Raw genomic sequence first — 14,440 nt, forward strand, 5'->3', positions numbered from 1 at the left:
CCCCTGGACGGCGCGCCCGGTCACCACCATGATCTCCCCGGTCGCCAGCGCCGTCAGCACTGAGCCGAGGGCGAAGGCCGCCAGGCACGCGTGGATGAGCGGCCGCCGGCCGTAGCGGTCGGAGAGCCGGCCGAGCAGCGGCATCGCGGCGACGTATCCCAGCAGGAAACCCGTCACGATCGGCGTGGCCCGCTCCAGGTGGTTCAGCGGGATGCCGACGTCCTCGGCGATGTCGATCAGGACCGTCACCACGACGTACGCGTCGAGCGCGGCCAGCAGCACCACCGCGCCGCCCGCGCCGAGCACGACCCGGCGGGCGCGCCTCATTTCGCAGCGGGCGGGGTGATCGTGACCGGCGCGTCGTAGTCGCTGAACGACACCGTCACCGTGCCGCCCTGCAACGGCAGGCTGGCCCTGGTGAGCCGGCTGGACGCCTGGTCGAGCCAGACCTTGCCGGTGACGCCCTGCGTGACGCCGGGGACGATCTGGCCGACGACCTGCCCGGGGAACGTCGTGGCGACGCGGTAGGCGCCGTTTTCCACACCTTCCACCTTCGGATCCGTGGCCGAGGCGAGCAACTGGGCGATGCCCTTGGTCGGCTCGAGGATCACCGAAGGGTCGTAGAACTGCGCCAGCTGCTGCCGGGTCATCTTCTGGAAGCCACCCGTCGGGCCCTTGAAGTGCACGGTCTCCCCGACCAGGGCGAAGCTGACCTCCTGCAGGGTGCCCAGCACGTCAAGCGTGATCGTGCCGTCGGCGTCTCCAGCGGCGGTGAGCCTGCCGTCGGCCTTCTTGACCGGCACCTTCGGCTCGCCCTCGGTCGCGATCGAGAAGGTGGCCGACTTGACGGCCTTCATGGCCTCGGAGGCCTTCGTCATCAGCTCGGGCCCCGCGGGCAGCTCGCCGGCGTCACCGCCGGACGAGCACGCCGCCGCCAGCGCCAGCACGGCCACGATCAGTAGCTTTCTGAGCATGAGCGGATCGTAGCGAGCGGTACGGAGGTGCGCGCACCCTCGCCGATATCGGTTGGGTGTCAGCGCAGCTTCTTCAGCTGCTCCACGATCGGCGCGTAAGCCGCCTCGATCGTTTCGAGCTGATCGTCGGTGAGCCGGTCGACGAAGTGCTCGCGCACGCTGGCCACGTGGAACGGCGCCACCCGCTGGATCGTCTCCCACCCTTCGTCGGTCAGCACCGCGAACGTGCCCCGGCGATCGTCGTGACAGTCTTCCCTCGTGACCAGGCCCTTGGCCTCCATGCGGGAGATCTGGTGCGACAGCCGGCTGCGTGACTGGATCGTCGCGTCGGCCAGGTCGCTCATGCGCATGCGCCGGCCGGGGCTCTCGGAGAGGTCGACCAGGATCTCGTAGTCGTTGACCGAGAGCGAGAACTCCTGGAGCTCGCGGTCGAGCCGGTGCATGAGCAGCTTGTGCAGCGCCAGGTGCGTGCGCCAGGCACGCTGCTCGGCGGGAGAAAGCCAGCGAGGCGCGCTCATGATCCCAATCTAGCGCACCTAAAGTCGTACACCATGAAGGGGGAGAGCCTGCGGACCGTGCTCGTGGCAGCCGCGGCCAACCTCGCCATCGCCCTGGCGAAACTCGTCGCGGGCCTGGTGGGCGGCTCGGCGGCCATGCTGTCGGAGGCGGCGCACTCGGCCGCCGACACGGTGACCGAGCTGCTGTTGCTGGTGGCGGTGCGCCGTGCGGGCAGGCCCGCCGACCGGCGGCATCCGTTCGGGCACGGCAAGGCGGGCTTCGTCTGGGCGCTGATGGCCGCGGTCACGACCCTGGTGGGCGGGGCCGGGTTCTCCATCACGAACGGCCTGCACGAGATCGGTCACGGCGAGGACCTGGCGAACCTCACCCCGGCGTACATCGTGCTGGCGGCCTCGTTCGTGTTCGAGGGCATCTCGTTCGCGCGGGGGCTCACGCAGTTGCGCGCCGAGGCCGCGCGGCACCGGGTCGGCATGCTACGCCTGGCGCGCATGACGTCCGACACCGCGTTGAAGGCCGTGTTGTTCGAGGACGCGGCCGCGTTGTGCGGACTGCTGGTCGCGGCCACCGGGCTGGTCGCCTCGCAGCTCACCGGCTCGGCTCTATGGGACGGCGCGGCGTCGGTCGTGATCGGCCTGCTCCTGCTGGTCGTCGCGCTCACCCTGATCCAGGCGAACATGTCGCTGCTCATCGGCCAGGCCGCGACCCAGCGGACCGAGACCGGCATCCGCGCGGTGCTGCTGGCGCAGCCGGAGGTGGAGGACGTGGTCGAGCTGCTGACGATGATGATCGGCCCGGGGGAGATCCTGGTCGCCGCGAAGATCGATTTCAGGGACGAGTGGAGCGCCGCGGGCGTGGAGCGGGCCTGCGAGGAGGTGGACCGCCGGCTGCGAGCCCAGATCCCCGGGGTCAAGCACGTCTTCCTCGACCCGACCCCGACCCGCCGCTGAGGTTGCGCGCCGCTCAGGTGAACGCCATGACGATCGCGACTCCGACGACGTGCATCAGCACGACCGCGACGATGAGCGACACGAACACGAACTTGGCCGGTCCGTGCTCGAAGGTCTTGCCCTCTTCGAGGGGCCTGCGCTGCGCCATGCGGTCGGCAATGCGCTCCTCAAGGGACTTGCGGTAGAACATGGGATCGATTCTCTTCGGGGAGAGGCACCCTCCTCGCGGGGGTGTCCGTGATGACCGCCACCCTGATGTCCGGCCCGACGCTCCACTCCAGCAGATGCCGGCCCGACAGGTCGTCGTCGCAGGCGCGCAGTTTGTCCATGGTCAGCTCGCCGCGCTTGATCAGCGCCTCCTTCCGCGTCCAGTGCCTGATCAGCTCGTCGTTGCCGGTGACCAGCGAGCGCTCGCGCGGGTTGAGCACCCGGTCGGCCAGCAACGTGTCCAGCGGGCCCGGCGGCACGTGCTCGGCGTCCACGCCGACCTTGCCCGGCCCGGCGGCCGCGCACACGTAACCGCGGGTGTGGCTGAAGCTGACCCCCAGCTCGGGGGCCTGCTCGATGGAGGGTCTGCCGTGTCCGGGGCCGTGCAGATGGCAGTGCTGCAGCAGTGTCAGCTCGTGCGGTTCGACGCCGAGCACGGCGGCGGCGCAGACGCGCACGAGGAGGTGCGCGGCGACGAAGCAGTCACGGTCGGCCTCGAACCTGAACCGCGCCGCCCGCTCGCGTTCCACCTCGGTCAGCCAGTCATCTGGGGCTCGCACCTCGTCGGGGCGGCCGCCCATCGCTAAGGGGCCGATCGTCAGTCCTTCTTCTTCTCGTCGCCGTCGAGGGTGTACTGGTCCTCCGAGGACGCGCCGAGCACGGTCACGTCGTGGATCTTCCAGGTCCCCTTCTCCTTCACAAGAGAGATCTTAAGGTGCGAGTCCTTGACCGAGCGGATCGCTTCCGAGGTGTTCACTTGCTGATCGACGACCACGATGGCGTGCGCGGTGGTCTCGTCCACGTCGGCGAGGTAGACCTTGCGCACCGTGGCCTGCGAGGTCGCCTTGAGCTTGACGATGACCTGCGCCATCGCGCCGCCGAACGCCGCGTCGTAGGTGCTCAGGAAGTCGCCCGTGGCCTGGGCGGCCAGGGTGGAGCGGGTGGTCTGCAGGTTCTGGTAGTCGTAGCTGAGCAGGGCCTTGCTGAACGCGCCCGCGGCTCCCGACACCTCCAGGCGCAGCGACCGCTCGGTCTCGAGCGCGGCGCGGGCGTCGCGGGCCTGGGCGGCGGAGATGCCTTGCAGGACGGCCGTGGCGGCGATCGCGGCCACCACCATGGCCGCCAACGTCCACAACACACGAGCCCTGGAGAAGCGCCCGGCCACGGCGACGTCCCGCCGCCCGCCGTCATCCGCCTCCACCTGCTCCTGAGCCTCAGGTTCGCCGTCTCCGGCTTCCGCGGTGCCCCTCGGGGCGGGCTCGCCGTCCACCGGAGTCACGGCCTCGGGTGGTGCGGCCTCAGGAGTCACGGCCTCAGGAGTCACGGCCTCGGGTGTCACGGTCTCGGGTGGTGCGGCTTTGGGTGGCGCGGCCTTGGCCGGTGTGGTGCTCGGAGGCGGGGTGTCGGCGAGTGGGGTCTCCGGACGGGCCTCGTCGGTGCGGGGGGCTGCGGAGAGGTCCTGCTCGGTGGTCATCGTGACTCCTCACGGCGGCGGGCGGCCCGACCCGCGGCGATCCAGCCCACCATGCCACCAAAGGCCACTACGGCGAGGAAAATCGCGGCGATCAGGGGGGCGGTGGTCGGCGGGTCAGGGGACGCGGCGCCGGTGGCGGCCACGTCACTGGACGATGGTGCGGGCTGCGGGCTCCTGCCCGGCCTGATGGTGTCCCCGGCGTCCGGTCGTCCGGAGCCCGGCGGTGCGGTGCTGTCTGGCCGTGCGGTGCCGTCCGGTCGTGCGGTGCCGTCCGGCCGGCCACCGCTGTCCCGCCGGGCCGAGCCGTCGGATCGCCCGGCGGTGTCCTGGCGATCTCCCTCGGACCGGTCGCGGCCGGCGCGGGCGCCGTCCTCGGAGGCGTCGGAGACGGGATCGCGGTCCGGGCAGGCGCGCAGCTTCGGCACGGTGGGCGGCCCGGCCGCCCGCGCGTACTCCTCGGCGGGCTGCGGCCCGCCAGGGACGCTGAAGATGAACGACGCCCTGCCGTACACGGTGTCGCCGCGCCGGTCGCTGATGTCGTCGGCCAGGCTCAACGCGGTTGGCATGACGCTCAGGAGGTGGTGCACGTTGCGTTCGGTCTCGGGGGAGAAGACCGGCTTGTGCGGCAGGCCCGCCGCGGTCAGCAGGCACGAGAACCCCGGCCTCGACCGCCGGACGGCCTCGTCGAGCTGCGCGAACACGCCCGGCCCCCGGTCGAGGAAGGTGTTCAGGTCGGCGCGGGAGGCGCGCAGGGTGGCCGTCACCGTGCTGAGGTCGGTGATGCCGGAGGCGAGCTCGCCCCGCTTGCCGGCCAGCGTGTGGGTGAGCCGGGTGAGCTGCACCGCCAGCTCGTCGAGCACCTCGGTGTTGTCGGCGAGGGTGCCGGTCAGGGTGTGGGCGTCGTCGATGATGCGCCTGATCGCCGGCGCCCGGCCGTCGAGGGCGACGGCCAGCTCGTGGGTGATCGCCTTGGCGTCCTCGGGGGGCACCGCGTTGAGCAGCTTGCCGACGCCCTCGAACAACTTCTTGTAGTCGAGCGGCACCGACGTCTTGGCCAGCGTGATCGTGTCACCGGCCGCGAGCGGCGGGCCGCCCGCTCCGGTGGCGGGCGGCGAGAGCTCCACGTACGGCTCCCCGATGGCGGACCTGCGCCGCACCTCGGCCGAGACGCCCTTCGGCAGCCGGATCTCCCGGTCGATGTCGAGCCCGACGACGATCTTGCCGGGCGCCAGCCGCACGTCGCCGATCTTGCCGACCCGGACGCCCAGGTAGGCCACGTCGAACCCGCGGACGAGACCGGGCGACGAGACGAACTCGGCCGACACCCGGTACGGCCGCTCGATCGCGTCGAGCCGGATGATCGTGCTGAACGCCCACACCGTCATGACGACGCCGAGCACGACGAAGAACCCCAGGTTCAGATAGATCCGTTTGCTCATCGCGGCGGCTCCAGGAGCAGGCGGAAGTCCTCGATCCTGTTCGGCAGCGCCGGCCGGTCGGCGTCGCGCCGCTGGGGCAGCAGCACACCCTTGAGCCACAGGTAGATCAGCACCTGCCCGTTCACCGTGATCGGCGGGGCGTCGATGAACTTCCGCAGCTCGGCCACCAGCGCCTTCAGGTCCTCCCCGCCTCGCTGCATCGCCGAGGAGATGGCCGCCAGCTCCCGCAGCAGCGTGCGCAGCCGCGCGGCGTGCCGCGGGTAGACGGTGAGGTTGGCCTCCTTGGCCAGTCTGGTCAGCGCGACGATGGCCTTCTTCACGTGCTTGCGCCCGTGCGCGATGCGCGTGGTGGCCGAGGCGAGGGTGCCCGGCAGCCGGTCCAGCTCTGTGCTGCCCTTGGCGAGGTCGTCGCCCAGCTCGGCCAGGGCGTCGATGCTGGTGCCCAGGTCGCGGCGGGCGGCGGCGTAGGCGTCGGTGACCTCGGCCGTCTGCTTGATCAGCTTGTTGACGTCGTCGCCCTGCCCGGCGAACGCGGTCGAGGCCGCGTCCAGGATGGCGTTCACGTCCTGCGCGCCGAGCGCCTCGATGAGCGGTCCGGCCTTGGCGGTGACCTGCTCGATGTCCGGCTCGACCGAGGTGTCGGCGATGGTGGCGCCGCTCTTCAGGTACGGCCCCGCGGAGAGGTTCTTGCCCTTGGGCGGGGCGAGCAGCACGTAGTTCTCGCCCAGCACGGACGTCTTGGCGACGGTGGCCGTGCTGCCCTCCGGCAGCCGGTGCTCCGACTTGATCGACATGGTCACCCTGGCCCGGTAGCCCTGCAGCCGGATGCCGGTGACGGTCCCCACCCGTACGTCGGAGATCTGCACGCTGTGCCCCGCCACGAGGCTCTGCACGTCGTCGAAGACGGCGTGCAGCGTCAGGTCGCCGGTGGTCGCGCCGAGCGTCTGCAGTGAGCACGACGACGTCGTGAGCGCCAGCACGAGCAGCCCGGCCGGCGCGCCCGCCCTCATCGCGGCCTCCTCTGGTAGGGGCAGTTGCTCAGCCCGGCGGGCAGGCACGGCACGTCGCCCAGGTTCAGCGAGTCGAACAGCGGCGTCAGCCACGCCCTGGTCAGGGCGTTGAGCACGACGCGGATCTTCAGCACGTGTTGTTTCCTGTCCCACGACTCGATGATCACGTCGGCGAAGTCGGCCGCGCCCTTGACCGCCTGCGCCGCGGACGCGCTGTTGGCCCTGACCGTCAGGACGAGCTCGGCCAGGGTGCTCGCGGCCTGCGGGAGCCGTTGCGCGTACTGCTCGATGATCACGTCGCCGCGGCGCACGAAACCGGCCATGCTGGAGACGAACCCGCGCAGCCGGCGTCGCTCCTCCGCCAGGATCGCGCTCGCCTCGGCGAAGGAGTCGATCGCGCCCGTCACCTGGCGTTCCCGTTTGTTGAGGCCGGCGGCCAGCCGGTTCAACCCCTTGGCCAGGGCGACGAGCTGCTCGTCCTGCTCGGCCAGGACGCCGGTGAGCTTGGAGGTGTCGGAGACGGCGTCGCCGATGGTCCTGCCGCGTCCCCTCACCCCGTCGGCCAGGTCGCCGGCCACGTCGCCGAGTTTCTCGTCGTCCAGCGCGTCGGTCAGCTTGGTGAACGCGTCGAGCGCGTCGTCGATCTCCACCGGCAGCTCGGTCCGCTTCAGCGGGATCGTCGTCCCCGGCTGGATCCGCCGGTCGCCGGGCTTCCAGGGGGGATAGAGCACGACGTTGCGCTCGCCGAGCGTGTTCTGCGGCGCGACCACGGCCTTCACGTCCGCGGGGAGCGGCACCTGGCGGTCGACGCGGAGCGAGACGCGTACGCGGTCGCCCTCGATGCGGATGTCGTCGACGTACCCGGCGTCCAGCCCCATCACCTTCACCCGCGCCTCCTCGTAGAGGGAGGGGGCCTTGCTGAAGATCGCCACCAGCCGGTACGGCTCCGCGCCCAGCACGGAGCAGCCCGACGCCAGCAACGCCCAGGCCAGCAGCGCCGTGACCAGCCGGGTCATCGGGCGGCCCTCCTGCCCTTGGCGATGGCGGCGAGCACCTCCGGGTCGATGGGGCCGAGGCCCGTGGCGATGGCCTCGAGCCACGGGCCCTGGCCGCCCATCGTGGACAGGCCGGAGAACGTCGGGCCCGCCCACGCCAGCAGTGAGTTGAGCTGCTTGTTGCTGTCGCCGAGCTTCGTCGTGATGGCCGCGTTGTCGTCGAGGACCTGCACGAGGCTTTTCTCGTGCCGGTCGATCAGGCGTGTCGTGCTGCGTACCAGGTCGCTGCCGTCGCCGAGGAGCGTGCGCAGCTCGGCGCGGCGGTGGCGCAGCTCGGCCAGCATGACCTCGATGGCGTCGACGAGCCGGGCGAGCTGCTCGTCCTTCTTCTCGATGACCTTCATGATCTTCGTGCCGTTGTCGAGCAGCCGGCGCAGCTGCGGCTCGCTCTTGCTGATGGTCTCCGACAGGTCGCCGACGTTCTCGAGCAGCCGGGTGACGCGGCCGCGCTTGAAGGTGTCGATCTTGCCGAGCTCGGTGAGCAGATCGTCCACGGCGTCGGTGTCGAGCCGCTCGACGAGCCGGGTCGCGTCGTTGATGGCGTCGTTGATCAGGGTGGGCACGCCGGTTCGCGTCACGGGGACGCGCCGCTGGGCCTCGGGCAGCTGGTCGAGGTACGGCGGCGAGACAGGCCCGGTGAGCTTGACGTAGCGGCCGCCGAGCAGATTGGACAGCGCGATGTCGGCGCGGGTGCTGCGGCCGAGGCGTACGTCGTTGTCGACCTTCCAGGTGACGACCACGTGACCTCGCGTGTAGTCGGGGCGCACCTCGGTGACCTTGCCGACGCGCACGCCCGCGACCCGTACGTCGTTGCCGGTGCGCACGCCGCCGGAGTCCACGAAGATGCCGGACATGTGGTAGCCGCTCTCCAGCAGCCCCAGGTTGCCGACCAGGAAGGTCGCGACGAGCAGCGTGGCGAGCGTGGCCACCGACACCAGGCCGACGGCGATCTTGTTGCGGTCGCGGAAGGACTTGAGCGCCATCAATCGCCCACCAGGAGCTTCTGGAGGTCCTTGGTGCTCTGCACCCTGGTGTTGCGCAGCGGCGGCGGCGCCTTCATCGGGTACGGGCAGGGCGCGGGCCCCAGCGCCACGCACGGGACCGCGGTGATGAAGTAGTGGCCGCGGTCGACGGTGGAGTGGGCGCGGGTGAACAGCGGCGGGAACGTGCTGACCGTCCTGCCGATGGTGTCCACGTTCCTCCTGATGCCGCCGGTCAGGCCGGACAGGTTGTCGACCAGGGCGCCGAGCTCGTCGGCGTTCTTGCCGAGCACCTCGTTGGAGGTGCGCATGGTCGCCGACAGCTCCACCAGCGCGTCGTCGATGAGCTCGCGGTTGTCGGCGAACGCCTCCGTCAGCGTGACGAGGTTGTCGACGAGCTGCTCGAGCTGCCTGTCGCGCCTGGCGACCACGCCGGTGACGGTGGCGTAGTCCCGCAGGAGCTGCTCGATGGTCTTCTTGCGCGCGTTGACCGTGGTGGTGATGGCGTTGACGTTGTCGAGCAGCCTCGGAATGTTCTTGTCGTTGCCCTTGAGCGACTTGGCGGCCGCGGTGAGCAGCTGGTTGATCTGGTCGGGGTCGAGGCTCCGGGTGAGCGGGCCGAGATCGCTGACCAGCTCGCCGATGTCCACGAGGGAGGAGGTGCGGGCGATGCGCGACCCGGGCGGCAGCATGCCGGGCGCGGTGCCGGGCAGCAGGTAGATCACCCGCTGGCCGATGGCGTTGCGCCAGCGGACGGCGGCCTCGGTGTCGGCGGGCACTCTGACCGCGTCCTGCACCTCCATGGTCACCTCTGCCCGGCCGTCGACCACCCTGATGGTGTCCACCTGGCCGACGGGCGCGCCGGCGATCTTGACCTGGTCGCCTTCGACCAGCCCTGACACGTCGTCGAACATGGCGACGAGCCGGTAGCCGCCGCCCGTGCTCACCCGCGCGATCTGCACGCTGATCACCACGATCAGCGCCACGGCCAGGCCGACGAAGAGCACGAACCTGGCGAACGTCCACCAGCGGCGGGTGCGCTCCATCAGCGCCTCCCGTCGGTGGGACCGCAGAGGCCGACGATCAGCTCGCAGACGTCGGTCGCGACGAACGCCTCCACCTGGAGCTGGCGGGTGCCGCCGGGGCCCGGCGCCTCGATCAGCTCGTTGAGCAGGTCGACCAGCCGGTTCAGGCCGCGCACGCCGTCGCCGGCCAGCCCGAGCTGGGCGTAGATGAGCGCGGCGACTCGCTCGCCGGAATGTACGCCGGCCCGCAGGTTGCGCCGGTGCTTGGCCAACCCGTGCGCGGTCTGGCCGCTGACCGAGGTGACCTCCCCCAGCAGCGCGCGCACCTTGTCGGCCCGCTCCAGCAGATCGGGGGTGATCACGTTGACGTCGGACGAGATCCCGACGATCTCGTCGCCCTTGTCCGACAGCGTGGTGCCGAGCAGGGCGCCGTCGCGCAGGAACCGCCTGGCCCTGTCCCGGTGCCGGTGCGCGACGCCGACGAGGTCGCCGGCGTCGCCGATCAGCTCGCGCAGGTGCTGACCCTTCCCGTCGAGGCCCTTGGCCAGGGTGTGCACGATGACCGTGACCTCGCGAGGGTCGACGGCGTCCAGGCCGCGGTAGGCGGCGCCGAGCGTGTCCGACAGGTCGAGCGGGCCCTCGGTGTCGGTGATGACCGCGCCGCTGCTCAGGTAGGGGCCGGTGGTCTCGCCTGATCCGGGCTTGAGGTTGACGTACTTGGGGCCGAACACCGACGTCGGCTCGACGGAGGCGACCGTGGACGCGGGCACCTTGACGCCGGGCTCGACGTGCATGGTCACCACGGCGTCGCCCTTGGCGTCGAGCGCCACGCCCGTTACGTCGCCGACCGTGATGCCACGGATCTTGACGGGGGAGTTGGTGTCCAGGCCCTGCCCGGCCCGGGCGAACACGGCGTCGATCCTGGTGCCGCTGATCTCGGTGGCGGTGCGCACGACGTACAGCGTGGCCGCGGCGAGCACCACGAGGACGGCGAGCGCGACGCCGGCCCGGGCGGGGAGGGAGAGTTCGGATCGGTGCACCGGCTCACCCCGTCAGCGGTATGTTGCCCCCGCCGCCCCAGAACAGGTACGACAGCAGCAGGTTGAGCAGCACGATCGTGACGATCGACTGGCGGATGGCGCGCCCCGCCGCCACGCCCACGCCCACCGGCCCTCCGGTGGCGTGGAAGCCGTAGAAGCAGTGGATCACGATGACGGCGAAGGCGAACACGCCCACCTTGGCGACGCTGAACACGATGTCGCTGACCGGCAGGTACAGGTAGAAGTAGTAGTCGTAGACGCCGGGCGCCAGCCCGAACAGGGCCGTGCACATCAGCCGGGTGGCGAAGAAGCTGGCGAACAACGCGATGAGATAGATCGGCATCAGCGCCAGCAGCGCCGCCACCACGCGGGTGCAGACGAGGTAGGTGAAGGCGTTGATGCCCATCACCTCCAGCGCGTCGATCTCCTCCGAGATGCGCATCGCGCCCAGCTCCGCCGTGAACGACGAGCCCACCTGCGCCGCCAGCGCCGTGGCCGCGATGATCGGGGTGATCTCGCGGACGTTGGCGAAGGAGCCCACCAGGCCCATGAACGACTCGGCGCCGATCGCCTGCAGCCCCTGGTAGCCCTGCAGGCCGACGGTCGCGCCCACGACGAACGCCATCGTGAACACCACGAAGATCATGCCGCCGCCGATGACCGTCGCCCCGACGCCGACCACGACGTCGCTGACCTGCCTGACGACGACCTTGGCGTACTTCAGCCGCAGCACCACGTCGCGTACGGAGTAGAAGAGCACCTTCCACACGAACAGCGGCCAGTCGGCCAGCGTCGCGAACCGCTCGGCGATGTCCCGGCCACGTAAGGCGAGCCTGAGACCTGCCGTGCGCGTCATGGCCATCAGAGCGACCTCGGCGGGTAGGCCAGGAAATAGACGGCGGAGATCACGTAGTTGAACGTGAACACCAGCATGAACGTCACCACGGTCGACTGGTTGACCGCCCGGCCCACGCCGACCGGGCTGGTCGCGCAGGTCATGCCCTTGTAGCAGGCGACCGCCGCCGCGATGAACCCGAAGATCCACGCCTTGAACAGGGTGACGTACAGGTCGGAGGCGACGACCAGCGACAGCGCGCCGTCGAAGTACGCGCCCGGCGTGACGCCCTGGACGATCACGTTGAAGAAGTAGCCGCCGCTCGCGCCCGCCAGGATGACCAGCGGGCACAGGCACACCGCGATCGTGCTGGCGGCCCACATGCGCGGAGTGACCAGCCGGTGGATCGGGTTGACCGACATGACCTCCATCGCGCTCAGCTCGTCGCGGATGTTGCGCGCGCCGATGTCGGACGCCATCGCGCTGCCTCCGGCCCCGGCGATCAGCAGCGCGCTGGCCAGCGGCGCCACCTCGCGGATGAGGCCGACGAAGACCGCGCTGCCGGTGGCCGAGCCCGCGCCCAGCTGCCAGGCCAGCTCGCCCACCTGGAGCGCCACGGTCGCGCCGAGCGGCAGGGAGACGAGCAGCACGGGCACGCTGGTGACACGGGCCAGGAACCAGCACTGGTCGACGAACTCCCACCACCAGCGGCGCACGTCCCAGCTGCGGCGCAACCCCTCCAGGACGATGACGAACAGGTCACCGACCTGGCCGAGCACCGACCCGGCCCTACGTCCGACGAACCCGGACAAGGCCATCAGCTGACCACCTCCGCCGCCTACGGATCAGTCACCCTACTGACGGGTTGTCCAGCAGTCGATGCTCTGGCGGTAATTTGAGGAAAAGGTATGAGACGCAGCTCACACCTTGTCAGCTCCGCACGAAACGTGATCGGCCCGTTACGCCAGGGTGGCCATCCAGGACTCGATCTCGTCCGGGTGACGGGGGAGCCCGCCGGACAGGAGGGTGGCGCCGCGGGCGGTGACGACCAGGTCGTCCTCGATGCGGATGCCGAGGCCGCGCAGCTCCTCGGGCAGCGTCAGATCGTCGGGCTGGAAGTACAGGCCGGGCTCCACGGTGAGCACGTGGCCCTCCTCCAGCACGCCGTCCAGATAGACCTCCGCCCGCGCCCGCGCGCAGTCGTGCACGTCGAGGCCGAGCATGTGGCCGCTGCTGCACAGCGTGTAGCGCCGGTAGAGGCCGCTCTCCAGAAGGGAGTCGGTGGAGCCCTTCAGCAGGCCCCAGTCGCGCAGGCCGTCGCAGATGACGCGCATGGCCGCCAGGTGGAAGTCACGGAAGCGGGCCCCCGGCCTGAGCGTGGCGGTGGCCGCCGTCTGCGCTTCGTACACCAGCTCGTACGCCTGCCGCTGGATCGGGCTGAAGCGTCCCGACAACGGGAACGTACGGGTGACGTCGGCGGTGTAAAGCGTGTCGGCCTCGACGCCCGCGTCCATCAGCAGCAGGTCGCCGGGCGACAGCCGGCCGTCGTTGCGGATCCAGTGCAGCACGCAGGCGTGCGACCCGGCGGCCACGATGCTGTCGTAGCCGGTCGCGTTGCCCTCCAGACGCGCTCGCAGCGCGAACACGCCCTCCAGGTAACGCTCACCGCGCGGGTGCCCGAGCGCCTGCGGCAGCGCGCGGACCACGTCCTCGAAACCGCGTGCCGTCGCGTCCACGGCGTGCCGCAGCTCGCCCAGCTCCCACTCGTCCTTGACCAGCCGCATCTCCGACAGGAAGGACTCCAGCTCGGCGTCGCCGCGCGCCGCCCGCGCGTCCCCTGAGCGGACCACTGCGGCGTCCACTGCGGCGTCCACGCCGCGCAGCACCCTGGCCGGTCGGCCCTCCAGGTCCAGGTCACGGATGTGCGCGCAGCGCAGCTGGTAGAGCTCCTCGGCCTCCGCCAGGTCCGGCCTGGGACCGGCCCAGAACTCGCCGTAGCGGCGGTCGCGGTAGAACTCCTGGCCCTCCTCGCGCGGCGCGCGCGGCCTGACGTACAGGACCGCCTCGCCGGACGGCTCGATCACCAGCACGTCGTCCGACTCTCCCGCGCCCGTCAGGTAGGAGTACGCGCTGTGCGGCCTGAACCGGTAGTCGCTGTCGTTGCTGCGCACCTTGAGCGTGCCCGACGGGATCACGAGCCGCTCGCCGGGGAAGCGCGCGGCCAGCGCGGCGCGGCGCTTGGCCGCCCACGGCGCGATCGGCCGCGCGCGCACGTCGTCCCGCCGGGCCGGCGCCCAGCCAGTCCGCATGAACGCGGCCAGCTCGTCGGTGACGGGCAGGTCGTGGCTTCCGATGTTGAGCGGCTCGGTCATGCGGCGGTCCCCTGGATCTTCGTGCCGGACGTGGTATATGGCAGGCAGCCTACGTGAGCGCTTGACTCCTTCCTCAAGGGGCAGTTTGCCTTGACGCAGGGGTTGGAACACTGAGGGGCAGAGGTGATGCAGATGCTCATCGGGACGATCCTTCGCGGCAAGGGCAGTGAGGTCACGACCGTGACCCCGGCGGCGACCGTGCGGGAGCTGCTCGCCAAGCTCGCCGAGCACAACATCGGGGCCGTCGTGGTCTCCAGCGACGGGGCCGTCATCGAGGGCATCGTGTCGGAGCGCGACGTCGTACGCCGCCTCCACGACCGTGGCGCCGCGGTGCTGGACGACCCCGTGTCCGCGATCATGACCGCCGAGGTCCACACGGTCGGCCCCGGCGAGAACGTCGAGTCGCTGCGGCGCACCATGACCACCGAGCGGGTCCGGCACATGCCCGTGATCGACGGCGGCCGGCTCGTGGGCATCGTCAGCATCGGCGACGTGGTCAAGAGCGCGATCGAGGAGCTGGAGACGGAGAAGGCGTCGCTCGTCGACTATCTGCATCGTTGACA

General features: G+C 70.7%; 17 protein-coding genes. 2 read left to right on the top strand and 15 right to left on the bottom strand.

Features of this window, described 5'->3' with window-relative positions:
• The 3 genes from E1294_RS12165 to E1294_RS12175 all read right to left on the bottom strand — a co-directional run.
• The coding region (locus E1294_RS12165) for an MFS transporter (protein ID WP_132507895.1) at positions 1–327 on the bottom strand (327 nt) is incomplete at its 3' end.
• A complete protein-coding gene (locus E1294_RS12170; RefSeq protein WP_132507897.1) occupies positions 324–974 on the bottom strand; it encodes an LppX_LprAFG lipoprotein in 651 nt (216 codons plus the stop codon). The genes E1294_RS12165 and E1294_RS12170, both read right to left, overlap by 4 nt.
• A gap of 59 nt (positions 975–1,033) precedes the next feature.
• On the bottom strand, positions 1,034–1,492 hold the full coding sequence (locus E1294_RS12175; protein WP_181958489.1) for a MarR family winged helix-turn-helix transcriptional regulator: 459 nt from the start codon (positions 1,490–1,492) through the stop codon (positions 1,034–1,036).
• Positions 1,493–1,525: 33 nt separating this feature from the next.
• Between E1294_RS12175 and E1294_RS12180 the strand changes: the two genes are divergently transcribed.
• Positions 1,526–2,440, top strand: a complete 915-nt coding sequence (locus E1294_RS12180) for a cation diffusion facilitator family transporter (RefSeq protein ID WP_132507901.1) — start codon at positions 1,526–1,528, stop codon at positions 2,438–2,440.
• A 13-nt stretch (positions 2,441–2,453) separates the two neighbouring features.
• On the opposite strand, the gene E1294_RS52635 is transcribed toward E1294_RS12180, so the two are convergent.
• The 12 genes from E1294_RS52635 to E1294_RS12235 form a co-directional block, all read right to left on the bottom strand.
• Positions 2,454–2,630, bottom strand: coding sequence for a hypothetical protein (locus E1294_RS52635; protein ID WP_165977244.1), 177 nt, complete (start codon positions 2,628–2,630; stop codon positions 2,454–2,456).
• Positions 2,608–3,207 carry a 4'-phosphopantetheinyl transferase family protein gene (locus tag E1294_RS12185; RefSeq protein WP_246082961.1) on the bottom strand — a complete coding sequence of 200 codons (600 nt, stop codon included), beginning with the start codon at positions 3,205–3,207 and terminating at the stop codon, positions 2,608–2,610. The genes E1294_RS52635 and E1294_RS12185 overlap by 23 nt, the downstream gene beginning before the upstream one ends.
• A gap of 38 nt (positions 3,208–3,245) precedes the next feature.
• The gene (locus tag E1294_RS12190; RefSeq protein ID WP_132507905.1) at positions 3,246–4,121 is read right to left on the bottom strand and encodes a hypothetical protein; all 876 of its coding nucleotides are present in this window, start codon (positions 4,119–4,121) and stop codon (positions 3,246–3,248) included.
• Positions 4,118–5,560: an MlaD family protein gene (locus E1294_RS12195; RefSeq protein ID WP_132507907.1), complete on the bottom strand. Its 1,443-nt coding sequence runs from the start codon at positions 5,558–5,560 to the stop codon at positions 4,118–4,120. The genes E1294_RS12190 and E1294_RS12195 overlap by 4 nt, the downstream gene beginning before the upstream one ends.
• Complete coding sequence (locus E1294_RS12200) at positions 5,557–6,570, bottom strand: MCE family protein (protein WP_132507909.1); 1,014 nt, start codon at positions 6,568–6,570, stop codon at positions 5,557–5,559. Before E1294_RS12200 ends, E1294_RS12195 begins: the two co-directional genes overlap by 4 nt.
• Positions 6,567–7,586: an MCE family protein gene (locus E1294_RS12205; RefSeq protein WP_132507911.1), complete on the bottom strand. Its 1,020-nt coding sequence runs from the start codon at positions 7,584–7,586 to the stop codon at positions 6,567–6,569. Before E1294_RS12205 ends, E1294_RS12200 begins: the two co-directional genes overlap by 4 nt.
• A complete protein-coding gene (locus E1294_RS12210; RefSeq protein WP_132507913.1) occupies positions 7,583–8,608 on the bottom strand; it encodes an MlaD family protein in 1,026 nt (341 codons plus the stop codon). The genes E1294_RS12205 and E1294_RS12210 overlap by 4 nt, the downstream gene beginning before the upstream one ends.
• A complete protein-coding gene (locus E1294_RS12215; RefSeq protein WP_132507915.1) occupies positions 8,608–9,651 on the bottom strand; it encodes an MCE family protein in 1,044 nt (347 codons plus the stop codon). Before E1294_RS12215 ends, E1294_RS12210 begins: the two co-directional genes overlap by 1 nt.
• Positions 9,651–10,670, bottom strand: coding sequence for an MCE family protein (locus tag E1294_RS12220; RefSeq protein WP_132507917.1), 1,020 nt, complete (start codon positions 10,668–10,670; stop codon positions 9,651–9,653). Before E1294_RS12220 ends, E1294_RS12215 begins: the two co-directional genes overlap by 1 nt.
• Before the next feature lie 4 nt (positions 10,671–10,674).
• Positions 10,675–11,532: an ABC transporter permease gene (locus E1294_RS12225; protein WP_132507919.1), complete on the bottom strand. Its 858-nt coding sequence runs from the start codon at positions 11,530–11,532 to the stop codon at positions 10,675–10,677.
• A complete protein-coding gene (locus E1294_RS12230) occupies positions 11,532–12,323 on the bottom strand; it encodes an MlaE family ABC transporter permease (protein ID WP_165977245.1) in 792 nt (263 codons plus the stop codon). Before E1294_RS12230 ends, E1294_RS12225 begins: the two co-directional genes overlap by 1 nt.
• A gap of 141 nt (positions 12,324–12,464) precedes the next feature.
• Positions 12,465–13,877: an aminopeptidase P family protein gene (locus tag E1294_RS12235; RefSeq protein ID WP_132507921.1), complete on the bottom strand. Its 1,413-nt coding sequence runs from the start codon at positions 13,875–13,877 to the stop codon at positions 12,465–12,467.
• A gap of 132 nt (positions 13,878–14,009) precedes the next feature.
• On the opposite strand from E1294_RS12235, the gene E1294_RS12240 reads away from it, so the two are divergent.
• Entirely contained in the window at positions 14,010–14,438 is a 429-nt protein-coding gene (locus E1294_RS12240) for a CBS domain-containing protein (protein WP_132507923.1), read from the top strand.
• Positions 14,439–14,440: the final 2 nt, after the last annotated feature.

It is taken from the genome of Nonomuraea diastatica, assembly GCF_004349015.1.
Taxonomy (GTDB): domain Bacteria; phylum Actinomycetota; class Actinomycetes; order Streptosporangiales; family Streptosporangiaceae; genus Nonomuraea; species Nonomuraea diastatica.

Excerpts from the sequence above, each read along its gene's own strand:
- E1294_RS12205 (WP_132507911.1), bottom strand. The coding sequence starts at position 7,586 with ATGACCCGGCTGGTCACGGCGCTGCTGGCCTGGGCGTTGCTGGCGTCG.
- E1294_RS12170 (WP_132507897.1), bottom strand. The coding sequence starts at position 974 with ATGCTCAGAAAGCTACTGATCGTGGCCGTGCTGGCGCTGGCGGCGGCG.
- E1294_RS12195 (WP_132507907.1), bottom strand. The coding sequence starts at position 5,560 with ATGAGCAAACGGATCTATCTGAACCTGGGGTTCTTCGTCGTGCTCGGC.
- E1294_RS12225 (WP_132507919.1), bottom strand. The coding sequence starts at position 11,532 with ATGGCCATGACGCGCACGGCAGGTCTCAGGCTCGCCTTACGTGGCCGG.
- E1294_RS12190 (WP_132507905.1), bottom strand. The coding sequence starts at position 4,121 with ATGACCACCGAGCAGGACCTCTCCGCAGCCCCCCGCACCGACGAGGCC.
- E1294_RS12235 (WP_132507921.1), bottom strand. The coding sequence starts at position 13,877 with ATGACCGAGCCGCTCAACATCGGAAGCCACGACCTGCCCGTCACCGAC.
- E1294_RS12240 (WP_132507923.1), top strand. The coding sequence starts at position 14,010 with ATGCTCATCGGGACGATCCTTCGCGGCAAGGGCAGTGAGGTCACGACC.
- E1294_RS12180 (WP_132507901.1), top strand. The coding sequence starts at position 1,526 with ATGAAGGGGGAGAGCCTGCGGACCGTGCTCGTGGCAGCCGCGGCCAAC.
- E1294_RS52635 (WP_165977244.1), bottom strand. The coding sequence starts at position 2,630 with ATGTTCTACCGCAAGTCCCTTGAGGAGCGCATTGCCGACCGCATGGCG.
- E1294_RS12200 (WP_132507909.1), bottom strand. The coding sequence starts at position 6,570 with ATGAGGGCGGGCGCGCCGGCCGGGCTGCTCGTGCTGGCGCTCACGACG.
- E1294_RS12230 (WP_165977245.1), bottom strand. The coding sequence starts at position 12,323 with ATGGCCTTGTCCGGGTTCGTCGGACGTAGGGCCGGGTCGGTGCTCGGC.
- E1294_RS12215 (WP_132507915.1), bottom strand. The coding sequence starts at position 9,651 with ATGGAGCGCACCCGCCGCTGGTGGACGTTCGCCAGGTTCGTGCTCTTC.
- E1294_RS12175 (WP_181958489.1), bottom strand. The coding sequence starts at position 1,492 with ATGAGCGCGCCTCGCTGGCTTTCTCCCGCCGAGCAGCGTGCCTGGCGC.
- E1294_RS12210 (WP_132507913.1), bottom strand. The coding sequence starts at position 8,608 with ATGGCGCTCAAGTCCTTCCGCGACCGCAACAAGATCGCCGTCGGCCTG.